General features: G+C 72.1%; 19 protein-coding genes and 1 tRNA gene. 3 read left to right on the top strand and 17 right to left on the bottom strand.

The window, feature by feature from the left end:
- The 9 genes from ACIPTO_RS00760 to ACIPTO_RS00800 form a co-directional block, all read right to left on the bottom strand.
- Positions 1-1,557 (bottom strand): Wzz/FepE/Etk N-terminal domain-containing protein, encoded by a 1,557-nt coding sequence (locus ACIPTO_RS00760; protein WP_401188203.1) that lies wholly within the window; start codon positions 1,555-1,557, stop codon positions 1-3.
- Entirely contained in the window at positions 1,554-2,924 is a 1,371-nt protein-coding gene (locus ACIPTO_RS00765; RefSeq protein WP_401188205.1) for a Wzz/FepE/Etk N-terminal domain-containing protein, read from the bottom strand. The genes ACIPTO_RS00760 and ACIPTO_RS00765 overlap by 4 nt, the downstream gene beginning before the upstream one ends.
- Positions 2,921-4,186 carry a glycosyltransferase family 4 protein gene (locus ACIPTO_RS00770; RefSeq protein ID WP_366324497.1) on the bottom strand — a complete coding sequence of 422 codons (1,266 nt, stop codon included), beginning with the start codon at positions 4,184-4,186 and terminating at the stop codon, positions 2,921-2,923. Before ACIPTO_RS00770 ends, ACIPTO_RS00765 begins: the two co-directional genes overlap by 4 nt.
- Positions 4,176-5,492 (bottom strand): nucleotide sugar dehydrogenase, encoded by a 1,317-nt coding sequence (locus tag ACIPTO_RS00775; protein ID WP_401188208.1) that lies wholly within the window; start codon positions 5,490-5,492, stop codon positions 4,176-4,178. The genes ACIPTO_RS00770 and ACIPTO_RS00775 overlap by 11 nt, the downstream gene beginning before the upstream one ends.
- A 70-nt stretch (positions 5,493-5,562) precedes the next feature.
- On the bottom strand, positions 5,563-7,062 hold the full coding sequence (locus tag ACIPTO_RS00780) for a sugar transferase (RefSeq protein ID WP_401188211.1): 1,500 nt from the start codon (positions 7,060-7,062) through the stop codon (positions 5,563-5,565).
- Positions 7,063-8,241: 1,179 nt separating this feature from the next.
- Entirely contained in the window at positions 8,242-9,477 is a 1,236-nt protein-coding gene (locus ACIPTO_RS00785) for a cation:proton antiporter (RefSeq protein WP_401188213.1), read from the bottom strand.
- A 4-nt stretch (positions 9,478-9,481) separates the two neighbouring features.
- Entirely contained in the window at positions 9,482-9,967 is a 486-nt protein-coding gene (locus ACIPTO_RS00790) for a TrkA C-terminal domain-containing protein (protein WP_366324489.1), read from the bottom strand.
- 433 nt (positions 9,968-10,400) lie between these two features.
- Complete coding sequence (locus tag ACIPTO_RS00795; RefSeq protein ID WP_401188217.1) at positions 10,401-12,368, bottom strand: hypothetical protein; 1,968 nt, start codon at positions 12,366-12,368, stop codon at positions 10,401-10,403.
- 342 nt (positions 12,369-12,710) lie between these two features.
- A tRNA-Pro gene (locus tag ACIPTO_RS00800) sits at positions 12,711-12,784 on the bottom strand.
- Between the two features lie 174 nt (positions 12,785-12,958).
- Between ACIPTO_RS00800 and ACIPTO_RS00805 the strand changes: the two genes are divergently transcribed.
- Both ACIPTO_RS00805 and ACIPTO_RS00810 read left to right on the top strand, forming a co-directional pair.
- Positions 12,959-13,666 (top strand): transketolase, encoded by a 708-nt coding sequence (locus ACIPTO_RS00805; protein WP_366324485.1) that lies wholly within the window; start codon positions 12,959-12,961, stop codon positions 13,664-13,666.
- A gap of 39 nt (positions 13,667-13,705) precedes the next feature.
- A complete protein-coding gene (locus ACIPTO_RS00810) occupies positions 13,706-14,605 on the top strand; it encodes a transketolase family protein (protein WP_401188220.1) in 900 nt (299 codons plus the stop codon).
- A gap of 85 nt (positions 14,606-14,690) precedes the next feature.
- Here the strand turns inward: ACIPTO_RS00810 and ACIPTO_RS00815 are convergent, their stop codons facing one another.
- The 8 genes from ACIPTO_RS00815 to ACIPTO_RS00850 all read right to left on the bottom strand — a co-directional run bounded on the left by ACIPTO_RS00815 (position 14,691) and on the right by ACIPTO_RS00850 (position 22,251).
- Entirely contained in the window at positions 14,691-16,082 is a 1,392-nt protein-coding gene (locus ACIPTO_RS00815; RefSeq protein WP_401188222.1) for an MFS transporter, read from the bottom strand.
- A 152-nt stretch (positions 16,083-16,234) separates the two neighbouring features.
- Entirely contained in the window at positions 16,235-16,594 is a 360-nt protein-coding gene (locus ACIPTO_RS00820) for an MmcQ/YjbR family DNA-binding protein (RefSeq protein ID WP_366324481.1), read from the bottom strand.
- Positions 16,595-16,647: 53 nt separating this feature from the next.
- Positions 16,648-17,220 (bottom strand): GNAT family N-acetyltransferase, encoded by a 573-nt coding sequence (locus ACIPTO_RS00825; protein ID WP_401188225.1) that lies wholly within the window; start codon positions 17,218-17,220, stop codon positions 16,648-16,650.
- Positions 17,217-17,801 (bottom strand): helix-turn-helix domain-containing protein, encoded by a 585-nt coding sequence (locus ACIPTO_RS00830; protein ID WP_401188228.1) that lies wholly within the window; start codon positions 17,799-17,801, stop codon positions 17,217-17,219. The genes ACIPTO_RS00825 and ACIPTO_RS00830 overlap by 4 nt, the downstream gene beginning before the upstream one ends.
- 35 nt (positions 17,802-17,836) lie before the next feature.
- Positions 17,837-18,739, bottom strand: a complete 903-nt coding sequence (locus tag ACIPTO_RS00835; RefSeq protein ID WP_366324475.1) for a LysR family transcriptional regulator — start codon at positions 18,737-18,739, stop codon at positions 17,837-17,839.
- A gap of 68 nt (positions 18,740-18,807) precedes the next feature.
- Positions 18,808-20,001, bottom strand: a complete 1,194-nt coding sequence (locus ACIPTO_RS00840; protein WP_401188230.1) for a glycine C-acetyltransferase — start codon at positions 19,999-20,001, stop codon at positions 18,808-18,810.
- A 74-nt stretch (positions 20,002-20,075) separates the two neighbouring features.
- On the bottom strand, positions 20,076-21,104 hold the full coding sequence (gene tdh / locus ACIPTO_RS00845; protein ID WP_366324471.1) for an L-threonine 3-dehydrogenase: 1,029 nt from the start codon (positions 21,102-21,104) through the stop codon (positions 20,076-20,078).
- Positions 21,105-21,324: 220 nt separating this feature from the next.
- A complete protein-coding gene (locus ACIPTO_RS00850) occupies positions 21,325-22,251 on the bottom strand; it encodes a LysR family transcriptional regulator (RefSeq protein WP_401188234.1) in 927 nt (308 codons plus the stop codon).
- Between the two features lie 133 nt (positions 22,252-22,384).
- Here ACIPTO_RS00850 and ACIPTO_RS00855 point away from each other — a divergent pair, with 133 nt between their 5' ends.
- On the top strand, positions 22,385-22,678 hold the full coding sequence (locus ACIPTO_RS00855; protein ID WP_366324647.1) for a muconolactone Delta-isomerase family protein: 294 nt from the start codon (positions 22,385-22,387) through the stop codon (positions 22,676-22,678).
- Positions 22,679-22,682: the final 4 nt, after the last annotated feature.

A 22,682-nucleotide genomic window follows, 5' to 3' on the forward strand; every position in this document is an offset into this window, starting at 1 on the left:
CTACCTCACCTCCTGGTCGTTGTCGGGGACCCGTGCGGTCCGTATCGGCTGCCGTTCGGTGAGCCGCCGCCGGCCCTCCCCCGCCGTCTGGACGGCGTGGGAGGCGCCCCCGGCCTTGTGCCAGGTCGGGCGCTCGGTCCGGCCGCGCAGGGCGTTGGCCAGCCCGTCCCACAGCGTGCCGTCGGTCCGGTCGCGCGGGTCGGGGGCGATCAGCACCACTCCGACGACCGGGATGCCCTGGTCCGCGAGCTGCCGGGCCACGGTGTGCAGCCAGGAGGCGCTGGCGTGTCCGGCGCGTACGACGAGCACGGTGCGGGTGCCGAGGTACTGGAGGTCCGTCCACGCGGTGCCGGGCGCCACCGAGCCGACGCCGATCCGCTGGTCCTGCGAGGACATGGCCGCCGCGCGCTCGCCGCCGACCACCGTGGGGTCTCCCGGTTTCGGCCGGTGGCCGGAGAGCTGGGTGCCGGGGAGGCCGTCGACGACGGTCACCGGCCCGTCCTCGCCCAGGGCCCGGGCGAGACCGAGGGCGATCACGGCGGTGCTGCGCGCGCAGCCGAGTTCCAGCAGCGACAGCGGTTCCGGCGCTCCGCGCGCGGTGCGGGCCAGGGTGGTGGTGAGGCGTTCGCGGGCCGCCCGGGTCCGCTTGCGCTGCCACAACCTGCCGGAGCGGCGCGGCAGTTCGGCGATGACCGAGGCGCCGAGGTTGGCCGCGACGTCCCGGCGCAGCACGGGCCGGTCGGCGACGACCACGCCGACGGCGGCCAGCGCGAGCCCGAGGAAGAGCCCGAGGACGAGTCCGACCACGGCGTCGGTGACGAGGGCCTTGGGCAGGGAGTGCACCACCGCGCGCGGGGCGTCCACGATCTGCGTGCCGGCGACGAGCTGGGGTGCGCCGACGCGGGCCTCCTCGGCGCGCTGGCCGAAGTCGGAGATCTGCGAGGTGAGTTCGGCCCGCCGGGCGAAGAGCGACTCCAGGTTCGCGGCGTCCTTGGGGTCGGTGTCGGGCGACCGGCCGCCGATCGTCTTGTTGACGTCGGCGAGTTCCGTCTCCATGCGGTCGCGCTGGTCGAGCAGGCCCTGGGCGTTGGCATCGGCGATGGCCTGGATGCGCTGGGCGTGGTCCGCGACGAACGCGTCGGCCAGCGCCTTGGCGCGGGCCACCGCCTCCGCGTCGGTCTTGCCCGTCACATCGATCTGGAGGACGTTGTTGGTCAGTCCGGTGCCCCGGTAGTCCTTCATGAAGTCCTCCGGTTTCTCCGGGGACTTGAGGGTCTTCAGGGCCTGGCCGGCGATCCGTGAGGTCGCCAGCAGCTGGGCGTCGGTGCGGATCAGCGTCCCGGTGTCGTTCGGCTGGTCCTCCTGGTGCGCGACCAGCACCTTGGTCACGGCGGCCGGGGCCGGCGGCATCAGGACCGCAACGGCCGCGCCGGCCAGCATTCCGAGGAGCGCCATGGCGCCCCACAGGCGGCGGCGCCTGCGCACCGCGACCACCAGGGCCTGGAGGTCGATGAGCGGGGTCGCGGCCGACGACTCCGCAGTCGTGCTCGTCGTCACGCTGGATCTCCTGTCGCGTGGCCATGGACCGCGAACGTCAAAGTGGCGTCGTCGGAAAGTCGGTCGGCGGTCTCCGGCGGTCCGGTGCGGACCGTGCCGGCGACGACGACGCCGACCAGTTCGTGGCCGCCGTCCGCGCACGCCTCGGCGACGCCGGCGAGTTCGGCGGCGGTCCAGTTCCCCGCGCTGAGGACGGCGAGGGCACCGGACTCGGTCGCGCGGTCCGGCACGATCGGCCGGTCCACCGAGACCTCCACGATCCGCAGCCGGGGGTCGCCCTTGGCCTCGGAGACGAGTTGTCCCGCGGCCAGCCGCGCGACCTCGTCGCCTTCCGGTACGACGACCAACAGGTATCGGGGAGAGGGAAGTTGGTCCCGCAGGCGGGAGCACACCCGCCGGTAGCGGAGGCGCCGCTCGGCCTCGTCGCCGGAGCGCTGGAGGGCCGGGAGGTCCCACCGGACGTCGGTGCCGAGCAGTCGGCGGAGCCGGGCCCGTGCGCCGTGGCCCCCGGCCTCGCGCCGGTGCCGTTCGCCGGGTACGTCGACGGTGCCGAGGAACGGCGAGCCGAGCGCGGCGGCGATCTCCGGTTCGGTGCGCAGCCGACGGCTCACCCGGGCGGCGGCGAGATGCGCGATGACGGCGATCAGCAGGAACAGCAGTGCTCCGGCGCCGATGAGCTGCGTCCTCGTGGGAGCGGCGGCGCCGGTCGGCCGGGGGGCGGGTCCCATGACGACCATACTGGCCTTGGCGGTGGCCGGATTGGCCTCCTCCAGCTTCTTCATGGCGTCCTGGAGTCCGGTGCGCAGGCCTTCCAGTTCGGTGCGGGCCTGCACGCCCTCCACGGTCTGCCCCGGATCCGCCGAGTCGGCCAGCTCGGTGATACGGCGGTTGGTCTCGGCCACCTGCTTGCGCAGCGCCTCCGTCGCCGTGTCCGCGGCGGGGTCGGTGCTGCCGCCCGCGATGCGGGTGGCGAAGGTGACGAACTGCTGGGCCAGCTGGTCGGAGAGCCGCTGTGCGCGCTCGGGGGTGTCGGCCGTGCCGGAGACCTTGATGATGTTCCCGTCGTCCGCCTTGGCGCTCACGTCCTTCTGCAGCTCGGTGCCGTTCACGCCTTTCCAGTCGAGCGCGGCGGCGGCCCGGTCGACCACCGCCGAACTGGTGGCGATGTCCACCTGGGTCAGGAGTTCGCGCTCTTCCCACTGGCCGGGCAGCAGGACCGATGCCTGTGCCGTGTAGCGCGGCGGGAGCAGCAGCACCGAGGTGCCGTAGCCGAAGAGCGCGCCCACTACGGCGACGACGGCCAGCAGCCGCCATCGCCGGCGGAGAATCCGTCCGATCGTGACCAGGCGGATCGTGTCGTCATTCAATGGTGCGGCCTCTTCCCCGTACGGAGCGGCCCATCCGCGGACACCGGGGCGTGGTCCCGGCAGGCGGCGGCATAGGCGGCGAGCAGTGACGCTTGCGAGTTCTTCCAGGACAGCGGTCCGCTGATCCGCTCCTGGCCGGTCTTCCCCATCCGGGTCCGCTTCTCGGGATCGTCGAGGAGCAGTGCGACGAGTTTGGCGAACTGGGACTCGTCGTCGTCGGGCGCGTAGACGGCGGCGTCACCGGCGGAGACGCGCGCCTCCCGGAGGTCGAAGGAGACGATCGGCCGCCCCATCGCCATGTACTCCAGGACCTTGTTCATCGTCGACACGTCGTTGAGCGGATTGCACGGGTCGGGCGAGAGGCACACGTCCGCGGTGCACAGGTAGCGCACCAGGTCGGCGTCCGGGATGCGCCCGGTGAACTGCACCTGGTCGGAGAGGCCGAGCTGCCGGGACAGTTCGACCATCGCGTCGAAGGCGTCGCCGCCGCCGACGAAGACCGCGTGCCAGTCGGTCCGTCCGAGCTCGTCGCGCAGTTTCGCCAGGGCCCGCAGGGCGTAGTCGACGCCGTCCTGGGGGCCCATGACGCCGAGGTAGCACAGCAGATGGGGCTTGCCGCGCTTCAACTCCGGCTCCGGCGGGACGGGTTGGAAGCGGTCGGTCGCGGGCGCGCTGCGCACCACGAAGACGTCCTCCGGCCGCTTGCCGCCGCGGCGCAGCGCGACGTCCTTGTAGCTCTCGTTCGTGGCGAGCACGATGTCCGCGGCCCGGTAGGTGCGCCGCTCCAGCGCGCACACGGCGCGGTAGAGCAGGTCCTCGCCGCGGTCGAACCGGGAGAGGTACAGCTCGGGCACCAGGTCGTGCTGGTCGAAGACGAAGCGCGCGCCGCGCCGCTTCATCCAGAGGGCGGGCAGGAACAGCAGGTCGGGCGGGTTGCAGGCGTGGACGACGTCGACCGGGCCGACCTTGCGGGCCAGCCGGACGGTGTGCCACAGCGCCGATCCGTACTCCCGCAGATAGCCGGCCGGTCCTCCGGTGGCCGCGCGCAACGGGTAGCGGTGGATCCGCACCCCGTCGATCACGGCCTCCGCCTCCGTGTCCCGCTTCTCTCCCCGGGGGCAGATGACGTGCACCTCCCAGCCCGCGTCGCGCAGGGTGGTGCACTCCTGCCACACCCGCCGGTCGAAGGGGACCGACAGGTTCTCCACCAGGATCAGCGCGCGCCGGTTCGTCCCGTCGCCGCTGTTCGTGTCACCAGGCAAGGCCCATGTACCCCGGCTCGGCCCGGCGCGCGTCGGCGTCGGGGAGATGGATGAGATCGACGATCGCCGGTCCGCCCGTGTGGGGCAGCGCCGACAGCACGGCCGGGTCCCTGGTTCCGACCAGGCAGACGTCGGCGTGTTCCAGCACCTCGTCGACGGAGTCGGCGAGCAGCTGTGCGAGATGCGGGAGGCGGCTCTCGATGTACTCGCGGTTCGCGCCGAGCAGCCGGGAGAGGCTGACGTTGGCGTCGTAGATCTTGAGGTCGTAGCCCTTGCCGAAGAGCCGTTCCGCCAGTTCGACGAGCGGGCTCTCGCGGAGGTCGTCGGTGCCGGGCTTGAAGGACAGTCCGAACAGGCCCACCTTGCGCTGGCCCGTGCGCTCGACGAGGTCGACCGCGCGCTGGAGGTGGTCGGCGTTGGAGGCCAGCACGTGCGACAGGATGGGGACGGAGACGTCGGCCCGCTGTGCGGCGAAGACGAGGCTGCGCAGGTCCTTGGGCAGGCAGGAGCCGCCGAAGGCGAAGCCGGGGCGCAGATAGGCGGGGCTGATGTTCAGCTTGCGGTCGGCGAGGAAGACGTCCATCACCTGGTGCGAGTCCACGCCGAGGGCCTGGCACACGGCGCCCAGTTCGTTCGCGAAGCCGATCTTTAGGCCGTGGAAGGCGTTGTCCGCGTACTTGATGGCCTCGGCGGTCGGGATCGGCACCCGGAACACCTCGCCGGGCAGGCCTTCGTAGAGCGCGGCCACGGCGTCGCCGCTGGCCGGGTCGAGTTCGCCGATGACGGTCTTCGGCGGGTCGAAGAAGTCCTTGACGCTGGTGCCCTCGCGCAGGAACTCCGGGTTGACCGCGACCCCGATGTCCACGCCGGCGGTGCCGCCGACGTGCTTCTCCAGGATCGGCACCAGCAGGTTCAGGCAGGTGCCGGGGAGCATGGTGCTGCGGAACACGACGGTCTGCCGTCCGCCCCGCTCGGCGAGCGCGGCGCCGATCTCCTCGGTGACCCGCTCCAGGTAGGTGGTGCACAGGCTGCCGTTGGGCTCCGAGGGGGTGCCCACGCAGATCAGCGACACCTCGCTGTCCGCGACCGCCTCGCGGACGTCACGGGTGGCGCGCAGCGCGCCGGTGCGCACGACCTCGGCGATGAGTTCGCCGATGCGTTCCTCCACCACGGGTGCCTTGCCGTCGTTGACCAGGTCGACCTTCACCTGGTTGACGTCCACCCCGATGACCTCGTGGCCCATGCTGGCCAGGCACGCGGCCGACACACAGCCCACGTAACCGAGCCCGAAGACGCTGACTCTCATGACCGGTCTCTCCCCCCATGCAGGCCCCTTCGGCCTGCGGTCCGCGCGTCGGTCGGACGACCCCCGCGCATCAGTAGGCCCCCTGCCCGTGGAGCACGGCGCGGAGTGTCTTCCACAGGATCACCGTGTCCAGGGCGAGCGACCAGTCCTCCACGTAGCGCAGGTCGAGGCGGACCGCCTCCTCCCACGGCAGATCGCTGCGTCCGCTGATCTGCCACAGGCCGGTGAGGCCGGGCTTGACCAGCAGCCGTCTTCGGATGTCCGGGCCGTACTCGGCGGACTCCTCCGGCAGCGGGGGCCGCGGTCCGACGAGCGACATCTCTCCGGTGAGCACGTTGAAGAGCTGCGGGAGTTCGTCGATCGAGTACCGGCGCAGCACCGTGCCCACCCGGGTCACCCGCGGATCCCGGCGGAGCTTGAACAGCAGGCCCGCGCCCTCGTTGCGGTCGGCCAGTTCGGCACGCGCCTGGTGGGCGTTGGCCACCATGGTGCGGAACTTGAGCATGGTGAACTCGCGGCCGTCCTTGCCGACCCTGCGCTGCCGGTAGAAGGCCCCGCCCCGGCTGTCCATCAGCACGAGCAGTCCTACGAGGATCATCAGCGGCGCGAACAGCACCAGCAGAATCGTTGCGCCAAGCCGATCGACGACCCCCTTGATCGCCCGGCGGCCCCCGGTGAAGGTCGGCATGCTGACCCGCAGCAGCGGGATCCCGAGCACCGCGTCGACGTGCAGCCGCGGGCCGGCCACCTCCATCAGCACGGGCGCCACGATCATCTCGGCGTCGCTGCCCTCGAGGTTCCACGCCAGCCGCTGCAGCCGCTGCGGCGACCAGTGCGGATCCGGTGTGACGGCGACGACCCGGTAGCCGTCGTGGCGGACGTACTTGGCGACGTCCTCCAGCCTGCCGATGACCGGCACCCCGTCCAACTGGTCGCCGTCGAGGCCGCCTTGGTCGCCGTCGATGCCTCGGCCGTCTGTCGTGCACACCGCCTCCACCCGCCAGCCGAGGTGCGGGAACTTGCGGGTCCGGCTGATCAGATCGCGCACGGTCGCCGGGCTCCCGGCGGCGAGCACCGGTCTCAGGCATCGTCCTTCGTTGCGCTGCCGGTGCAGCCAGAGACGGAGCACGTACCGCTCGGTCATCGTGACGAGCGCGATCGCCGGGATCGCGACGAAGATCCAGAGCTTGATGTTGCGCGAGGTCAGAGCGATCCCGCCGAGCGCCAGCACGACGGTCGCCGTGAACAGCGAACGTCCCAACCGGCGGAATTCCTCCGCGCCTTGGCCGAGTACGGCCGGCGACCACGAGCGGCTCACCGCCAGCGCGCCCAGCACCAGCAGCTGGGTGCCGAAGGCGAGAATCCCCCACTTCTCATGCCAGTTGGCCGCGTCCCTCGCCCCGAAGAAGTCGCCGATCGCCGCCACCACGAAGGCGGTGGCCACCGTGTCGCTGAAGATGACGGTGCGGCGGTACCGCTGTTCCCAGTCGGTCGCCGGACTGCTGATCGCCCCGTCCGTCAGACGCCCACGCGCCGACGGAAATGGGTCGACCATTCCCCCCTGTCGCACAGAACCCCCCAAGGTCCCCAGTGGTTCGGCGTCGCCGCCTCACACTGTTTCGCCCCCTACGGAGGGTCCCCGCCCTCCGCACTGCGCCTCCCCCTCGAGAGGCCCCCTCAGCGCTGTTCCCCCTCGGAAAGCCACCGCCCCGGCGTATGGCATCCCGGCTGTCCCGGAGTTGCGTCAACGACCCCGGCGGCAGCGGACTTGCACGTCCCCCTCGAACTCCAAGAACTGATCACCCCCACGTCCGGTGCGAGAGGCGCGGCCGGCGGCCGTCCACAACGCCGGACCCATAGATCATCTTTTGTCGCCCGGTGTCACACCCTGCGAAAGCACGGTCAATCTAGACCATCTTGGGCCGCCTGAAGAGAGGTCTGTGTGGATTTTGTGCTCAAGATTTGAAAGGCGAGTCCATGGATCGATGAACTTTCGCGGGTGCTTCGGTGACGGAAAATGTCCCTTGCGCCCCGCGATGGCGGCAGTCCGCCGCACCGACGGCACCGGCGGCCCGGGGCGTCCCGGCACTGATCGACGGCACCCGGTACTGGTATTCGCCGCTCCGTTTGCGCAGGCAGACGTCGAGGACGACCTCGGCCGGACCGTCGCCGTCCGCTCCATGATCGTGCGCGCCGAACGGACCGCCTCCGATGCCCACTCGACACCTGCCCCAACCGCACCACGTGCCGAAGCGGCCGATTCCCACGCCCGTACGGCACACCTCACGAGCCGTCCGATCCGGCGAAAAAAGGTGAGGCGGACGCGCGGAGACACCACGAGAACCGCTCCGACCGCCCCACGCGAGCCACCCGCACCACACCCGCCAAGTCGCCTACGACGCCGCCGGCTTCGTTCGCAGCCGCTCACCCGGAGCGCGCGAGAGCCGACGCCGGGCCCGGCCGGGCGGCTGCGATTCCGGTGCCACCGCTCTCGACGCCTCCGCGAACCGGCCCCGCACCGGCCCGCGGCCATCACCCCGCGGACACGACGGAGGCCGCCTTCCCGTCGCCGGGAAAACGGCCTCTTGCCTGGACCTTCGAGAGCCGGGACGACAGGCGCGTCCGCACCTCCACCTCACCCTCACCCGGTCCCCCGCACGCACGCCGCCCCGGTCCCGCCCGTCAACCGCCTTCCGCCCATGGGGCGTTGAAGGCCGCGGGCAGGTCCGGGGCGGTGGACGCAGCGGCTCTACGCCACCTCGTGGGGTTCCTGGGCGGTGCTGTTGGGGACTTCCTCCGCGTCGGCCGAGGGGGCGGAACCGCCCCGCCGCCGTGCGGTCAGGAAGGTGGCCAGGGGTTCCGTGTAGCGGGCGGTGAGCGGTCCGAGGATGACCAGGATCAGCACGTACGCGGTGGCCAGCGGGCCGAGGGAGGGTTCGATGCCCGCGGTGACGGCGAGTCCGGCGATGACGATGGAGAACTCGCCGCGGGCGACCAGCGTGCCGCCCGCCCGCCAACGGCCCTTGGCGGAGATGCCCGCGCGCCGGGCCGCCCAGTAGCCGGTGGCGATCTTCGTGCCGGCGGTGACGACGGCGAGGGCGAGCGCGGGCAGCAGGACCGGCGGGATGCTGGCGGGGTCGGTGTGCAGGCCGAAGAAGACGAAGAACACGGCGGCGAACAGGTCCCGCAACGGCGAGAGCAGGTTGTGGGCGCCCTCCGCGGCCTCGCCGGACAGCGCGATTCCGACCAGGAACGCGCCGACGGCGGCGGAGACCTGGAGCTGCTGCGCGAGACCGGCCACCAGCAGGGTCAGGCCCAGCACGACCAGCAGCAGTTTCTCGGGGTCGTCGCTGGAGACGAAACGGGAGATGTGGCGGCCGTAGCGGACCGCGACGAGGAGGACGAGGGCGGCGGCGCCGAGGGCGACGACCAGGGTGATGCTGCCCGACGCGAGGCCCGTGCCGGCCAGCAGCGCGGTGATGATCGGCAGGTAGACGGCCATGGAGAGGTCTTCCAGGACCAGGACGCTCAGGATGACGGGGGTCTCGCGGTTGCCGAGGCGGCCCAGGTCTCCGAGGACCTTGGCGATGACTCCGGACGAGGAGATCCAGGTGACCCCGGCCAGCACCACAGCGGCGACCGGACCCCAGCCGAGCAGCAGGGCCATGGCGGCTCCGGGCAGGGCGTTGAGGGCAGCGTCGACGAGACCCGCGGTGTACTGGGTCTTGAGGTTGGAGACGAGATCGCTCGCCGTGTACTCCAGGCCGAGCATCAGCAGGAGCAGGATGACGCCGATCTCGGCGCCGATGGCGACGAACTCCTCACTGGTGCCCAGCGGCAGCAGCCCGCCTTCGCCGAAGGCGAGCCCGGCGAGCAGGTAGAGGGGGATGGGGGAGAACTGGAAGCGTGCGGCGAACCGGCCCAGCAGTCCCAGGGCCAGGATGATCGCGCCGAACTCGATCAGGAACCTCGCGGACGAATGCATCGGATCACTCCCGCCCGAGTATCGCGGCGGCCGCCTCGACGCCCTCGCGGGTGCCGATCACGATCAGCGTGTCGCCGCCGGCCAGCCGGAAGTCGGGGGTCGGGGACGGGATGGCCTCGGCCCGGCGCAGCACGGCCACGATCGAGACGCCGGTCTCGGTACGCATCCGGGTCTCCCCCAGCAGCCGGCCGTTCCAGTACGACAGCGCCGACAACTGCACGCGTTCGGCGACCAGTCCGAGTTCGGTCGTGGACAGCAGGTTCGGGCTGTGGTGCTCGGGCAGGAGCGCGTCGATGAGCGCCGCGCTCTCTCCCGTCGTCAACCGTACGGACAGGGCACAGGCGTCCGGATCGTCCGAACGGTACGCGTTCAGCGTCCGCTCTCCGTCCCGGTGCGCGACCACCGACAGGCGGCGCTGCTCGCGTGTCGTCAGGTCGTAGCGGACACCGATTCCCGGCAGCGGTGTACTGCTCACGCGTGGAGTACCCATGTCTGTCTCCTGCTTCCTCTCTGTCGGTTCCCGGCGCGGTCGCTCACCGCGGCACGGGGCCGCCCGGCAGCGGGCCCGGGCCCGGCGACGCCGGGTCGGTCGGGACGGTCGCGGCGGCCGGTGTTCGGCGGGGTGCCGGGTGGCGCGCGCGGGCCGACAGCGGCCGTTTCGCACGGCGGTACCGCCCGCATCCCGGGCGCTCCGCAGGCCCGTTGACCTCCGGCCGGTGATCGCCCCATCGCTGATCCGCTTCCCCGGAGCCCTTCGGAACCTTACATGTTCTTGACGCTTCTTTAACAGCTCTTGGTGATCACGGAGGGAGCGAGGGCGACCCGGGAACGACCGAGCCCCGCGCCCTGCCCGGTGGGGTCCACCGGGCAGGGCGCGGGGCTCGCGACCAGGACTTCCTGGGAACGCGACCTGAGCCGACTCCCTACGCCGACTCCCTGACAGCGTGCTGGTCCCGGTGCGTCACGTACTCGCCCCGCTCCGCCGCGGCCTTCTCGGACAGGGTGTTGACCGCGGTGTTGAAGCGCTCCATGGAGGTGGGCCGGTCCGTGCCCAGGACGTACTCCTTGAAGTCGGAGCGGTGCGGAGCCATCGGATCGTGGCGCGGCTCACGGATCGAGCGCAGGATCTCCGGCAGGCGGGTGCAGGCGCGGTCGAGGAGGTAGGCGCCGCCGGCCGTGGTGTAGGCGGCGCGGAATTCCTCGTCGGGGAGGTCGTGGGCGTTGGTCAGGGCGTAGGGCTTGAGGCTGGCGACGAAGTCGGCGACGACCGAGGAGACGTCGCTGATGAGCATGTCCGCCTGGTTGAAGCACTCGTAGAGCGTGGGCAGTTGGCCGAGGATGGCGTGGTGCCGGAGCGGCTCGTGGCTCTCCCAGAAGAGCCGGTGCCATTCGCTGTGCAGGGCGTGCCACTCGGCGGTGTCGCCGCGGTCGGGGATGCGTGCGTCGCGGGTCTGCTGGGTGTAGTCGCCGCTGCGCCGTCCGGCCAGTTCGTCGATGCGGTCCTGGATCTCCCGCAGCCGCGCTCCGACGGCGACCGTGGTCAGCGCCCGTGCGGCACCGCGCCGTTCGTTGTCGGCGGTCAGCAGTTCGCGGACGGCACGGTCCGCCGCGGCGGCTTCGGGCGAGCGGCGGCCGGTGAGCGGGTGCGGCTTGTAGATGATGCGTACGTTCTGCGCGATGAGCCGCTCGATCAGGGGCACGCCCATCGGGATGAGGGAGGTGTGGCAGTCGTCGTCGCTCCATCCTTCCCAGGTGGGGGCGTACAGCACGACCGGCACCGGGCCCGGTACGTGGTCGGCGTGCAGCCGGATCGACGACAGCTGCGGGCGGCCCACCTCGACGATCGCGCCGTCGCTGATCGCGTGCCGCACCCGCTGGTAGCGGTCGCGCCCGGCCCGTCCGGCCACCCAGATCTCGTCGTACACCTTGCTGACCCGGTTGCTGCTGGCGAGCTTGTCGCTGTCGCCGTGGCCGATGAAGACGTGCTTGGCCTCGGCGACCCGCAGCATGTGCACGTTCTTGCCCGCGTTCCCCGGGTACAGGACGACCCGGACGTCCGGCAGTTCCAGCTCGGCCAGGTCGTCGGCCTTGGGTACGCACAGGACCGGGATCCAGGTACGGCTCAGGTACCGGAACGAGGCCTGCTCACGCAGGATGATCACGGGGCGCCGGTCGAGCTTCTCCAGCGTCTCGATCCACATGTTGACCTGGTACATGAAGTCCCGGGAGACCGCGGCGAAGCTGAAGTAGAGGGCCACTTCCGGCCGGTAGCCGGCGAGTTGCCGGTTGACCTCGGCGATCATCCGGTCCTTCGCCGGCATCCGGCGGGCCCGGCGGAACTCCATCAGCAGAACCGCCACGGCGGCCACCGCCGCCACGGCCGTCAGCGCGTAGCCGATCACGGCCGGATACCAGGCCCCGGCCCCGAGGGCCACCAGCAGCCCCGCGTGGGCGGGCAGGTCCAGGTGCAGCAGCTTGCGCAGGAACCGCCGGTAGAGGAACGCCGGCGGGGTCTTCTGGATGCCGGCCCCGCTCATGTCGAGGTTGCGCACGGCCACCGGCAGCACGCGCCGGCGGCTGATCGCGTGATGCACCGCCGAATACAGCATCACGAGCGTGAAGTGGGCGCCGAAGACGGCGAGTCCGGCGACCAGGATCCGGTCCGGGGCCTCCATCCGGTCGGCGAGGGCGAGCAGCATCAGCGTCCGGAAGGCGAACCGCAGGGTGCGGTCGAGCTGCAGGGCCGCGAGCCTGCGCACGAACTGCGGCGCCCGGACGTGCAGGGCCTCGTCCACGAGGTAGCTCACGGCGGACGCGGCGGCGAAGCCCCACAGGGACGGCAGCAGTGCGAAGACGGGCAGCGCGGCGAAGCCGGCGGCGAACAGCAACACGAGCAGAAGGTCGGCTCTCCCGCGAACACGCAGGGCGGCACACAACCAACGGACGATCATGGACAAGGGATCCCCCCACAGGACTTCCCGCGACGGCGGCGCGCCGTTGCACGCCAGTTCGACGCGAGGACGGGGCGAAGGGTTGTACGCCTGGAGGCAATCAATAATTCACCTCTGGTTAACCGCTTCACGCCAGGTGGGCGGCGGCACACGGAAGGCCCTGTTCATCGCCCGCCGGACTGCCGGATCCGCTCCGGCCGGAGGGGCTTCCGGTCCCCCACAACGACCGAGGGCCGCTTTCGGATGCCTCCGAAAGCGGCCCTGATCGACGACTGTCTCCAGTCGGGACGACAGGATTTGAACCTGCGACCCCTTGACCCCCAGTCAAGTGCGCTACCAAGCTGCGCCACGTCCCGATGCCCGTCTGACCTGGGGTTTCCCCTGGCTGAACGCGCAGGGAAACAATACCGCACTCCCGTCGGTGATCGCGCACGCCTTTCTTCGGGACGGGACCGGCTTCCGGCCGACTCGACGCGACATCCTTCTCGCCGCTTGACCTGAAGTTTGGTTGAGGTTGCACGATCGTCCGCATGACGACCACGACGGAACACAGCCGCACGTACACACACGGCGACCTGCCCCGCCTCATGGGGCTGATGACCGGCGACGAGAAGCACGGCCCGGCGGCGACCTCGACACTCGACGTGCTGTGGGTGCTCTACGACCGGGTCCTGCGGGTCACCCCGGAACGGATGGACGACCCCGAGCGGGACCGGTTCCTGCTCTCCAAGGGACACGGGCCGATGGCGTACTACGCCGTGCTGACCGCCAAGGGATTCGTCCCGGCCGAGTGGCTCCCGGACTTCGGCGCCTACGACTCGCCGCTCGGCCACCACCCCGACCGGGTCCTGGTGCCCGGCGCCGAGATCGGCAGCGGCTCGCTGGGGCACGGGCTGCCGATCGCCGTCGGGACGGCGCTGGGGCTGCGCGCCCAGGGGCGCACCGCACCGCGGGTCTGGGTGCTGGTCGGGGACGCGGAGCTGGACGAGGGCAGCAACCACGAGGCCATCGCCTTCGCCGGACCCGCCGGACTGGACCGGCTGCACACCGTCGTCGTCGACAACTCCTCCGCCAGCCACGCCCGCCCCGGCGGCATCGCCGCCCGCTTCGAGGCCGCGGGCTGGTCCGCGGTGACGGTCGACGGCCGTGACCACGAAGCGCTGTACGCCGCCTTCACGGCACCGCACCCCGGCCGGCCGCATGTGGTCGTGGCCCGGGTCGAGCCGAAGTCCGCCTGACCTCCCTCCCCCTCACCGGCACATCGAGAAAGGCTCTCCATGGACACCATGCGTGACCGGTTCGCCCCCGTCGTCTCCCGGCTGCTCGACGAGGATCCGCGGGTCGCGGTCGTCCTCGCCGAGATCGGCAGGGACGGCTTCGCGGACGCCCAGCTCCGGCATCCGGAGCGGGTGATCAACGTCGGCATCCGCGAGCAGCTGCTCGTCGGGGCGGGAGCGGGCCTCGCCCTGACCGGCATGCGCCCGATCGTGCACACCTTCGCCAGCTTCCTCGTCGAGCGGCCCTTCGAGCAGGTCAAGCTGGACCTCGGACACCAGGGCGTCGGCGCGGTCCTGGTGAGCGCGGCGGCCTCCTTCGACTGGCCCGCCGGCGGGGTCACGCACATGGCGCCGGGCGATGTGGCCCTCCTCGACACCCTGGACGGCTGGACCGTGCACGTCCCGGGCCACCCCGACGAGGCCGAGACCCTGCTCCGGCACGCGGTCGCGGCAGGCGACGACAAGGTCTACGTACGACTCTCCGTCCAGTCGAACGCCGAGGCCCGCCCGGTCGACGGCGCCCGCTTCCACACCGTCCGCGAGGGCCGCTCCGGTGTGGTCGTCGCCGTGGGGCCGATGCTCGACGACGTCCTCGCCGCGACGGAGGGCCTCGACGTCACCGTCCTGTACGCCACGACCGTACGGCCCTTCGACGCGGACGCGGTGCGCACCGCCACCCGGGCCGCCGGCACGGACGTCGTCCTCGTCGAGCCGTACCTCGCGGGCACCTCGACGACGGCGGCCAACGACGCGCTCGCCGACGTACCCCACCGCGTCCTCGGCCTCGGGGTGGGACGCGCCGAACTCCGCCGCTACGGCACGATCACCGAGCACCTGACCGCCCACGGCCTCGACCCGCGGACCCTGCGCGAACGGATCGGCGGCTTTCTGGGCGGATGACGGGGACGCGGCGGCCGCTGGCCGGCAGGACCGGCGCCCGGCGTACGGCCACGCCCGCACCTGCACCCGGACCCCGTTGGTGCCGTCAACTCTCCTGCGGGCACGCCCGTTCACGTGGCGCCGCGGTGCCGGAGGCGCTCGCGCCGGTCGTGATCGCGTCGGCGCGTATCAGTCCGCGGACGGCAGGTATCAGAAGCAGGGTGGTCGGCACCACGAAGCTCATCGCGCCCGCGGCGAGCAGGACGTGGTCGGTGCCGAGGGCCGAGGCGGCGGGGCCCGCCAACGCCTGGCCGACCGGCATCATCGCGAGGGAGCCCGCCACGTCGTACGCGTGGATGCGGTTGAGGACGTCCGGTGGGACCTGGGTCTGGACGCTCGTCGCCCACATCACTCCCCAGAAGGACATGCCCACCCCGGCGACCGCCGCTCCGGCCGCCATCGCCGGGACGCCGAGCCCCGCCCCGACCGTCGCCGGGAAACCCGCGAAGGCGAACAGGGCCACCGCCCCGGCGCGCAGCATCCGGCGCGGACGCAGTCGCAGGGCGAGGAGACCGCCCACGACGGTGCCCGCGCCGAGGGCGGAGTTGACCAGGCCGTAGGCGCGTGGGCCGTGCTGTTGTACGACCTGGGTCGCCACGAGCGGGACGGTCGGGCCCCAGACGGCGATCATGTAGAGGCACCAGACGGCGATGACTCCCCAGAGCCAGCTGCGCGCCCTGAACTCCCGCCAGCCCTCGGCCAGATCGGCCTTGAAGGCGCCCGAGCCGTGGCCGGGTTCGCGGCTGCCCGGTGCGAGCGGGGGCAGCCGGAGCAGTAGGAGGCACAGGGCGCTGACCGCGTAGGTGGCCGCGTGGGCCGCGAACACGCCGCCGGGCGAGGTGAGTCCGACGAGTACGCCCGCCACGGCGGGACCCGCGAGCTGGGCGGAGGACTCGGCGATGCGTATCGCGCCGTTCGCGCCCTGGATGTCGGAGGCGAGTCTCGGCACGGTGCTCGCCACGCCGGGCTGGAAGACCGCGCCCGCCACGCCGTTGACGAAGCCGATCGCGCAGATCTCCCAGAGCACGACGTGGCCGGTGAAGAAGAGCGCGGCGGCGAGGGACTGGGTGCCGAGGCGCACCAGGTCGGCGCCGATCATCAGCCTGCGGGTGCTGAAGCGGTCCGCGATCACACCGCCGAAGACGACGAGTCCCGCGAAGGCGGCGGCCGTCGAGGCCATGGCGAGGCCGACCGCGCCCGCGCCGTACCCGTGTTCCAGCAGGCCGGCGGCGAGGGCCACGGGCAGCATGGTGTCGCCGAGCCGGGCGACGGCGCGGGCCACGAAGAACAGGGCGAAGTCCCTTGACCAGACGGGCCGTTCGCGAACTCCGTCGCTCTTCTGCACCAGCCGGGGCAGCGCGTCGGCAACGATGTCACCGCCTCCGCCGACCACCCCGCCCGGCACCTCGTCTGCCGGATTCGACGACGTCCCCGTCATCCCGCACCGCCCCCTCCCCCGACCGCCGCCCCCGCGGCGCCCCGCCGGTGTTCATGAACTCCGTACGGGTGGGAGCCGGATCCCCCTCCGTCCCGGCTCCCACTCCCGCTTCCGGATGATGCCATGCGCCACTGACAACGCCCGAGAGAAGGTCACTCGCCGGACGGCAGACCCAACTCGGGGTAGGCCTCCAGGAGTCGGGGCGGGGCCGCCTGGCGCCAGGAGTCGGCGAGGATGTCACGGAGTTCCTCCTCGCCGTCCAGCCCGGCGAGGTAGGCCCGCACCCAGGCGAAGGCCGCCTCGTGATCGGCGACCCAGAACTTCTTCGGCTCCGCCAGGACCAGTTCGTCGCGCTCCTCCTTGGGGCAGCGCACCGCGATGGAGGTCTCCTCCTCGGGCAGCGTGACGAACATCTTCCCGGCGACCCGGAACGTGGGCATGCTCCAGGCGATCTTCTCCGTCGTGTCCGGGAGGGAGAGGGCGATACGGCGTACGTCTTCGGCATCCGGCATGCGTCGCAAGATAGCGGCTGCCACTGACAATCACCTGGTGAGCGTGGCCGCCCTCACGCGGAGGGGCCGTCCATCGGCGCCGGCCGACCGTCCGCCCCCGCGCCCGTCCCCACCCGCTTGTAGTAGAGCGTCGTCGGCCGCAGCACCCCGGCCGGGCTCGCCGCGTAGTCCGGGATCACGCCGGCCCGGGTCCAGCCCGCGGAGCGGTAGAGGTGTTCGGCGGGGCTGTCGGTCTCGGTGTCGAGGTGGAGCAGGGTGATGCCGGCGGCGACGGCCGCGTCCTCCGCGACGGTCAGGAGACGGCGGCCGAGGCCGGCGCCCCTGGCGTCCCGGTGCACCATCAGCTTGACCAGTTCGGCGCGGTGGCGGCTGTTGGGCCGGCCGGGGAAGGCCAGGCTCACCGTGCCGACGATCCGGTCCCCGCCCAGCGCCGCCCAGACGGCGAGGTGACCGACGGCCAGGGCGTCGGCGCGCTCCCGCCACCAGTCGACGGCAGCCGTGCGCGCGAGGGGCGCGAGGAACCCGATCGAGGCGCCGTCGGCCACGGTGTCGGTCAGTAGATCGGCCAACTCATCGGCGGCAGCGAGGACTTGGGGCGCGTCGAGGCGCCGTACGGTCGTCTTCACGGCAGCACCACCGCCAGGACGTAGCGCACGTCGTCGGGTCCCGGGCACCGGAACCGCGTCGGCCCCCACACCCGCAGCCGCAGGCAGTCACCGGTGTCCAGCGCGTGCTCGGCGTCCGCCGCCGTCACCTGGAGGGCGCCCTCCAGGACCCAGATGTGCTGTTCCAGGCCGGGCACGGGCGGCCGGTCGTAGGCGATGTCGGCGCCCGCGCGAAGCCGTCCCTCGACGAGTTCGCCACGCAGCCCGGCGTGCGGGGGCGACACGGTCCGTCGTACGAAACCGGCGGTGCGGTCCTCCCACACCGGTTGACCGGCGGCCCGGACCAGCAGGGCGGGTTCGGCCTCCACCTCGCTGAGGAGGTGGGACATGGTGCGGCCGTAGACGCCGCAGAGGCGGTTGAGGAGGGAGGCGGTGGGGCTGATCTCGGCGCGTTCGGCACGCGAGAGCGTCGACCGGCTCACCCCGCTGCGCTCCGCCAACTCACCCAGGGACCAGCCGCGTTCGGCCCGCAGGGCAGCCAGCCGGGCGCCGAGCCGGGCATCCATGGGGTCTACGGCGGTCTCCGCCTCGTGCTGTTTCATATCCGGGACGGTATCCCAGATATGAAACATCCAGGTTACGTCCGGGCCACTTCCTCCAGTGCGTCCAGTACCGGGCGGATCAGCGGGTGCTCCTCCGCGCCGCGGCGTACGGCGGCGAAGACGCGGCGGGTCGGGGCGACCCCGTCGACAGGGCGGACGACGACTCCCGTCAGGTCCGTGCCGCGCAGGGCCGAGCGGGGGACGAGGGCCACGCCCGCGTCGGCCGCGGCGAGGGCGACCACCGCGCGGAAGTCGTCCGAGGAGTGTTCGAGGCGGGGCTGGAACCCGGCGTTCTCGCAGGCCAGGACGACGACCTCGTGGCAGGGGTTGCCGGGGTAGGGGCCGATCCAGGGGTCCTTGGCCAGTTCGGCGAGGGGGACCTCGTCGGCGTCGGCGAGGCGGTGGGTGACCGGGACGACCGCGTCGAACGGCTCGGCGTAGAGCGGGAGGTGCGTCAGGCGCGGGTCGTCGGCGGGCGGGGCGCCGCGGTACTCGACGGCGACGGCGACGTCCACCTGGCGGTCCAGCACCATCGGCAGGCTGGCGTCCCCCTCGGCGTCCTGGACGCGGAGGCGGATTCCGGGGGCCAGCCGGGAGAGGTGGGTCACCGCGGGCGCCACGACCTCCGCGATACCGGTCGCGAACGCGGCGACGGTCACCGTGCCGGCCGCGCCCGAGCCGTACGCGGCGAGCTCCGCCTCGGCCCGCTCCAGCTGGGCCAGGACCACGTTGGTGTGACTGAGCAGGATCTCGCCGGCCGGGGTCAGCCGTACGCCCTTGGCGCCGCGCTCGACCAGCCGGTGTCCGGTCTCCTGCTCCAGCGCGGCGAGCTGCTGCGAGACCGCCGAGGGGGTGAGGTACAACGCGGCGGCCGCCGCCGTCACGGTGCGGTGGTCGGCCACCGCACGGAGGATGTGGAGCCGCCGCGCTTCGATCATGGGACCGATTATCGCAATATGTCCGAGGGTGTGGGCGCGGCCGGGGTGGAGGGGCCGGAGGCCCGACCTCACCCCGCCAGTTCGGCCCGCGCGGAGACGAACGCGTCCACCGCCCGGTTCACGTCCTCCGTGGAGTGCGCCGCCGAGAGCTGGACCCGGATGCGGGCCGCCCCCTGCGGCACCACCGGGTACGAGAACCCGATCACGTACACGCCCCGCTCCAGCAGCAGCTCCGCCATCCGTCCGGCCACCGCCGCGTCGCCGATCATCACGGGGGCGATGGCGTGGTCCCCGGGGAGGATGTCGAACCCTTCCTCCGTCATCCTCCGGCGGAACAGCGCGGTGTTCTCGGCGAGTTGGACGCGCAGGTCGTCCGCGGACTCCAGCAGGTCGAGCACCTTGAGGGAGGCCGCGGCGATCACCGGGGCGAGGGTGTTCGAGAAGAGGTACGGCCGGGAGCGCTGGCGCAGCAGCGCGACGATCTCCGCGCGGGCGGCGACGTAGCCGCCGGAGGCGCCGCCGAGGGCCTTGCCGAGCGTGCCGGTGATGATGTCGACGCGGTCCATGACGCCGTGCAGTTCCGGGGTGCCCCGGCCGCCGGGGCCGACGAAGCCGACGGCGTGGGAGTCGTCGACCATGACCATCGCGCCGTAGCGGTCGGCGAGGTCGCAGATGTCGCGGAGCGGGGCGACGTAGCCGTCCATGGAGAAGACGCCGTCGGTGACGATCAGCTTGCGGCGGGCGCCGGACGCCTCCTTCAGCTGCTGTTCCAGATCGGCCATGTCGCGGTTGGCGTAGCGCAGCCGGCGGGCCTTGGAGAGGCGGATGCCGTCGATGATCGAGGCGTGGTTGAGGGCGTCGGAGATGACCGCGTCCTCCGGGCCCAGCAGGGTTTCGAAGACACCGCCGTTGGCGTCGAAGCAGGAGGAGTAGAGGATCGTGTCCTCCTGGCCGAGGAACGCGGACAGCCGGGCTTCCAGTTCCTTGTGCACCTCCTGGGTCCCGCAGATGAACCGCACGGACGCCATGCCGTAGCCCCAGCGGTCGAGGGCCGCGTGTGCGGCGGCGACGACGTCGGGGTGGTCGGCGAGTCCGAGGTAGTTGTTGGCGCAGAAGTTGAGGACCTCGCCGGGACGGCCGCCCGCGGTGACGTTCACGGTCGCGGACTGCGGTGAGCCGATCACGCGCTCGGGCTTGTGGAGCCCGGCGGCGCGGATCTCGTCGAGGGTGGTGCGGAGGTCGTCGCGCACGGAGTCGAACATGGGGGAAGCTCCTAAAGTTCCTTCGCCGAAAGGGAGTTGCGCGGCCCGGAGGGGATCTGCGCGTCCGGAGGGATCTACGCGGTCCAGTCCAGGATGACCTTGCCGCCCCTGCCGCTCGCGGCGTCCGCGAACGCCGCCTCGAAGTCGCGGTGCCCGTAGCGGCCGGTGATCACGGGCGCGAGGTCGAGGCCGCCCTCCAGCAGGACCGACATGGCGTACCACGTCTCGAACATCTCACGGCCGTAGATGCCCTTGATGGTGAGCATCGAGGTGACGATGCGGGACCAGTCGACCGGGAACTCCTCGGCTGGGAGGCCGAGCATGGCGATCCGGCCGCCGTGCGTCATGTTGGCGATCATGTCGCGCATCGCCTCGGGGCGACCGGACATCTCCAGGCCGATGTCGAAGCCCTCACGGAGCCCCAACTCGCTCTGTCCGTCGGCGATCTGAGCGTCCGTCACGTTCAGCGCGAGGCTCACGCCTATCTTGCGGGCGAGGGCGAGGCGTTCCTCGCTCACATCGGTCACGACGACGTTCCGGGCACCGGCGTGCCGGGCGACGGCCGCCGCCATCAGGCCGATCGGGCCCGCGCCGGTGATCAGGACGTCCTCGCCGACGAGCGGGAAGGACAGCGCGGTGTGCACGGCGTTGCCGAACGGGTCGAAGATCGCGGCGACATCGAGGTCGACGGGGACGCGGTGCACCCACACGTTGGCGGCGGGCAGCGCGACGTACTCCGCGAAGGCCCCGTCCCGTCCGACGCCGAGCCCGACCGTGGCGCGGCACAGATGGCGGCGCCCGGCGAGGCAGTTGCGGCACTTGCCGCACACCAAGTGGCCCTCGCCGCTGACCAGTTCACCGACGGCGATGTCGGCGACGTCCCGGCCCGTCGCCACGACCTCGCCCACGAACTCGTGGCCGAGCACCAGCGGCGTGCGGATCGTCTGCTGCGCCCAGCCGTCCCAGTTCCGGATGTGCAGGTCGGTGCCGCAGATACCGGTCCGCAGGACCTTGATCAGTACGTCGCCGGTTCCGACGGCGGGCTCCGGGACGTCCGCGAGCCACAGCCCGGGCTCCGCCTTCTCCTTGACCAGCGCCTTCAACGCAACGGCTCCTGAGGGTGAGTCCCGGGCGCGGGCACGCCGAACGGGCCCGTTCCGGGGGTGGGGTGGATTCTGTGAGCAATCTGCCCCACCCGAGCGCCCGGGTCCATCGAGGATTTCTTAAGCCGTGCCGCAGCTTTCCTTCACAGCCTTCGGAGGCGTGACGCCTGGCGGTGGAGGATGTGCTCCCGGTCGATCCCGCCCGCCGGCCGGCCCCACGTCAGCGGTGCGGGTCGCCCTCGGGCAGCCAGGCGTCGGGGGCGCGCAGCCCGAGGTCGCCGACGCCGTCGCAGAGCGCGTCCACGGCAGCAAGCACGGCGGCACGGGTCTCGCTCCCGCGCCGCACCAGCGACCAGGTCCAGTGCACGGACGGCTCCGTGATCTCGCGGCGCACCAGGTCGGACGGGAGCGAAGCGGTCTGCCCCTTGGGCGAGTTGACGATCGGGCGGCGGCTGCGGCGGACGTGGTCGAAGAACGCGGGGCCGGTGATCCCGCCGTCGGAGATGGGCACGGCGTGCGCCCCGGTGTCGTGGGCGAGCCGCTCGGCGTAGTCGTTCCAGGACGACCAGGAATGGGTGTCGTCGTCGAGGAGGACGGTGGTGTCGCGGGCCCGCACGTCACCGGTGCCGGTGCCGGTGGCCGTGGACACCGCGTACAGCCGGTCGGCGCCGAGCAGCCGGGCGCTCAGTCCGTGCCGTTCCAGGTCCGCGTCCCGCACCCAGCACACGGCGAGGTCGAGGCTGCCGTCCGCGACCCGGGCGGCCTGTGTGTGCGAGGGCGCGACCCACGCGTCGACATGCACCTGCGCCACCCCGGCGGTACGCGTCGCCAGGTCCGCGGGAAGCCAGTTGACGTAGCCGAGCCGGACCGCCTCGGAGCCCGCGAGCCGTCCGGCGCGGCGCCTGAGGTCGTCGGCCCGCTCCAGCAGGGCGCGGGTGTGCGGGAGCAGGTCGGCGCCGGCCGGGGTGAGGGCGACCGAGCGGCGGTCGCGGTCGAAGAGCCGTACGCCCAGGTCGCGTTCGAGGGCCTTGATCTGCTGGGAGAGGGAGGGCCCGGCGATCAGGAGGCGGTCGGCGGCCCGGCCGAAGTTCAGCTCCTCGGCGACGGCGACGAAGTACCTCAGCTGGCGCAGCTCCACGTCCGTCATGCTACGCGGGCTGGGAGGCCGGGCCTCTCAGCAGGGAGCGAGCCCGTCGTGGCGGCCGGGCCGGTCCCGGGCCACGATGAGGGCACGGACATCCGGCGCCCCGCCGTGGAGCCCCGAACGGAGCGAGATCATGCTGCGAGAGTTCCTGGTCGAGATCACCACCACGGTCCCCGAGGGCACCCCTGAGGAGGAGGTCGGCCGCCGCCGCGCCGCCGAGGCCGAGCGCGCCCGCGAGCTGGCCGCGACCGGCCGTCTCGTCCGGCTGTGGCGCCCGGTCGGTGAACGGCGCAGCATCGGCGTGTGGCGCGCCGCCGACGAGGAGGAACTCCACGAGAAGGTGCTCGGCACCCTGCCCCTCCACGCGTGGATGACCTTCGCCGTCACCCCTCTGGAACCGCACCCGAACGACCCGGGCCACACGGAGTAAATCC

This window comes from Streptomyces sp. NPDC090083, assembly GCF_044747445.1.
In the GTDB taxonomy this organism is placed as follows: Bacteria; Actinomycetota; Actinomycetes; order Streptomycetales; family Streptomycetaceae; genus Streptomyces.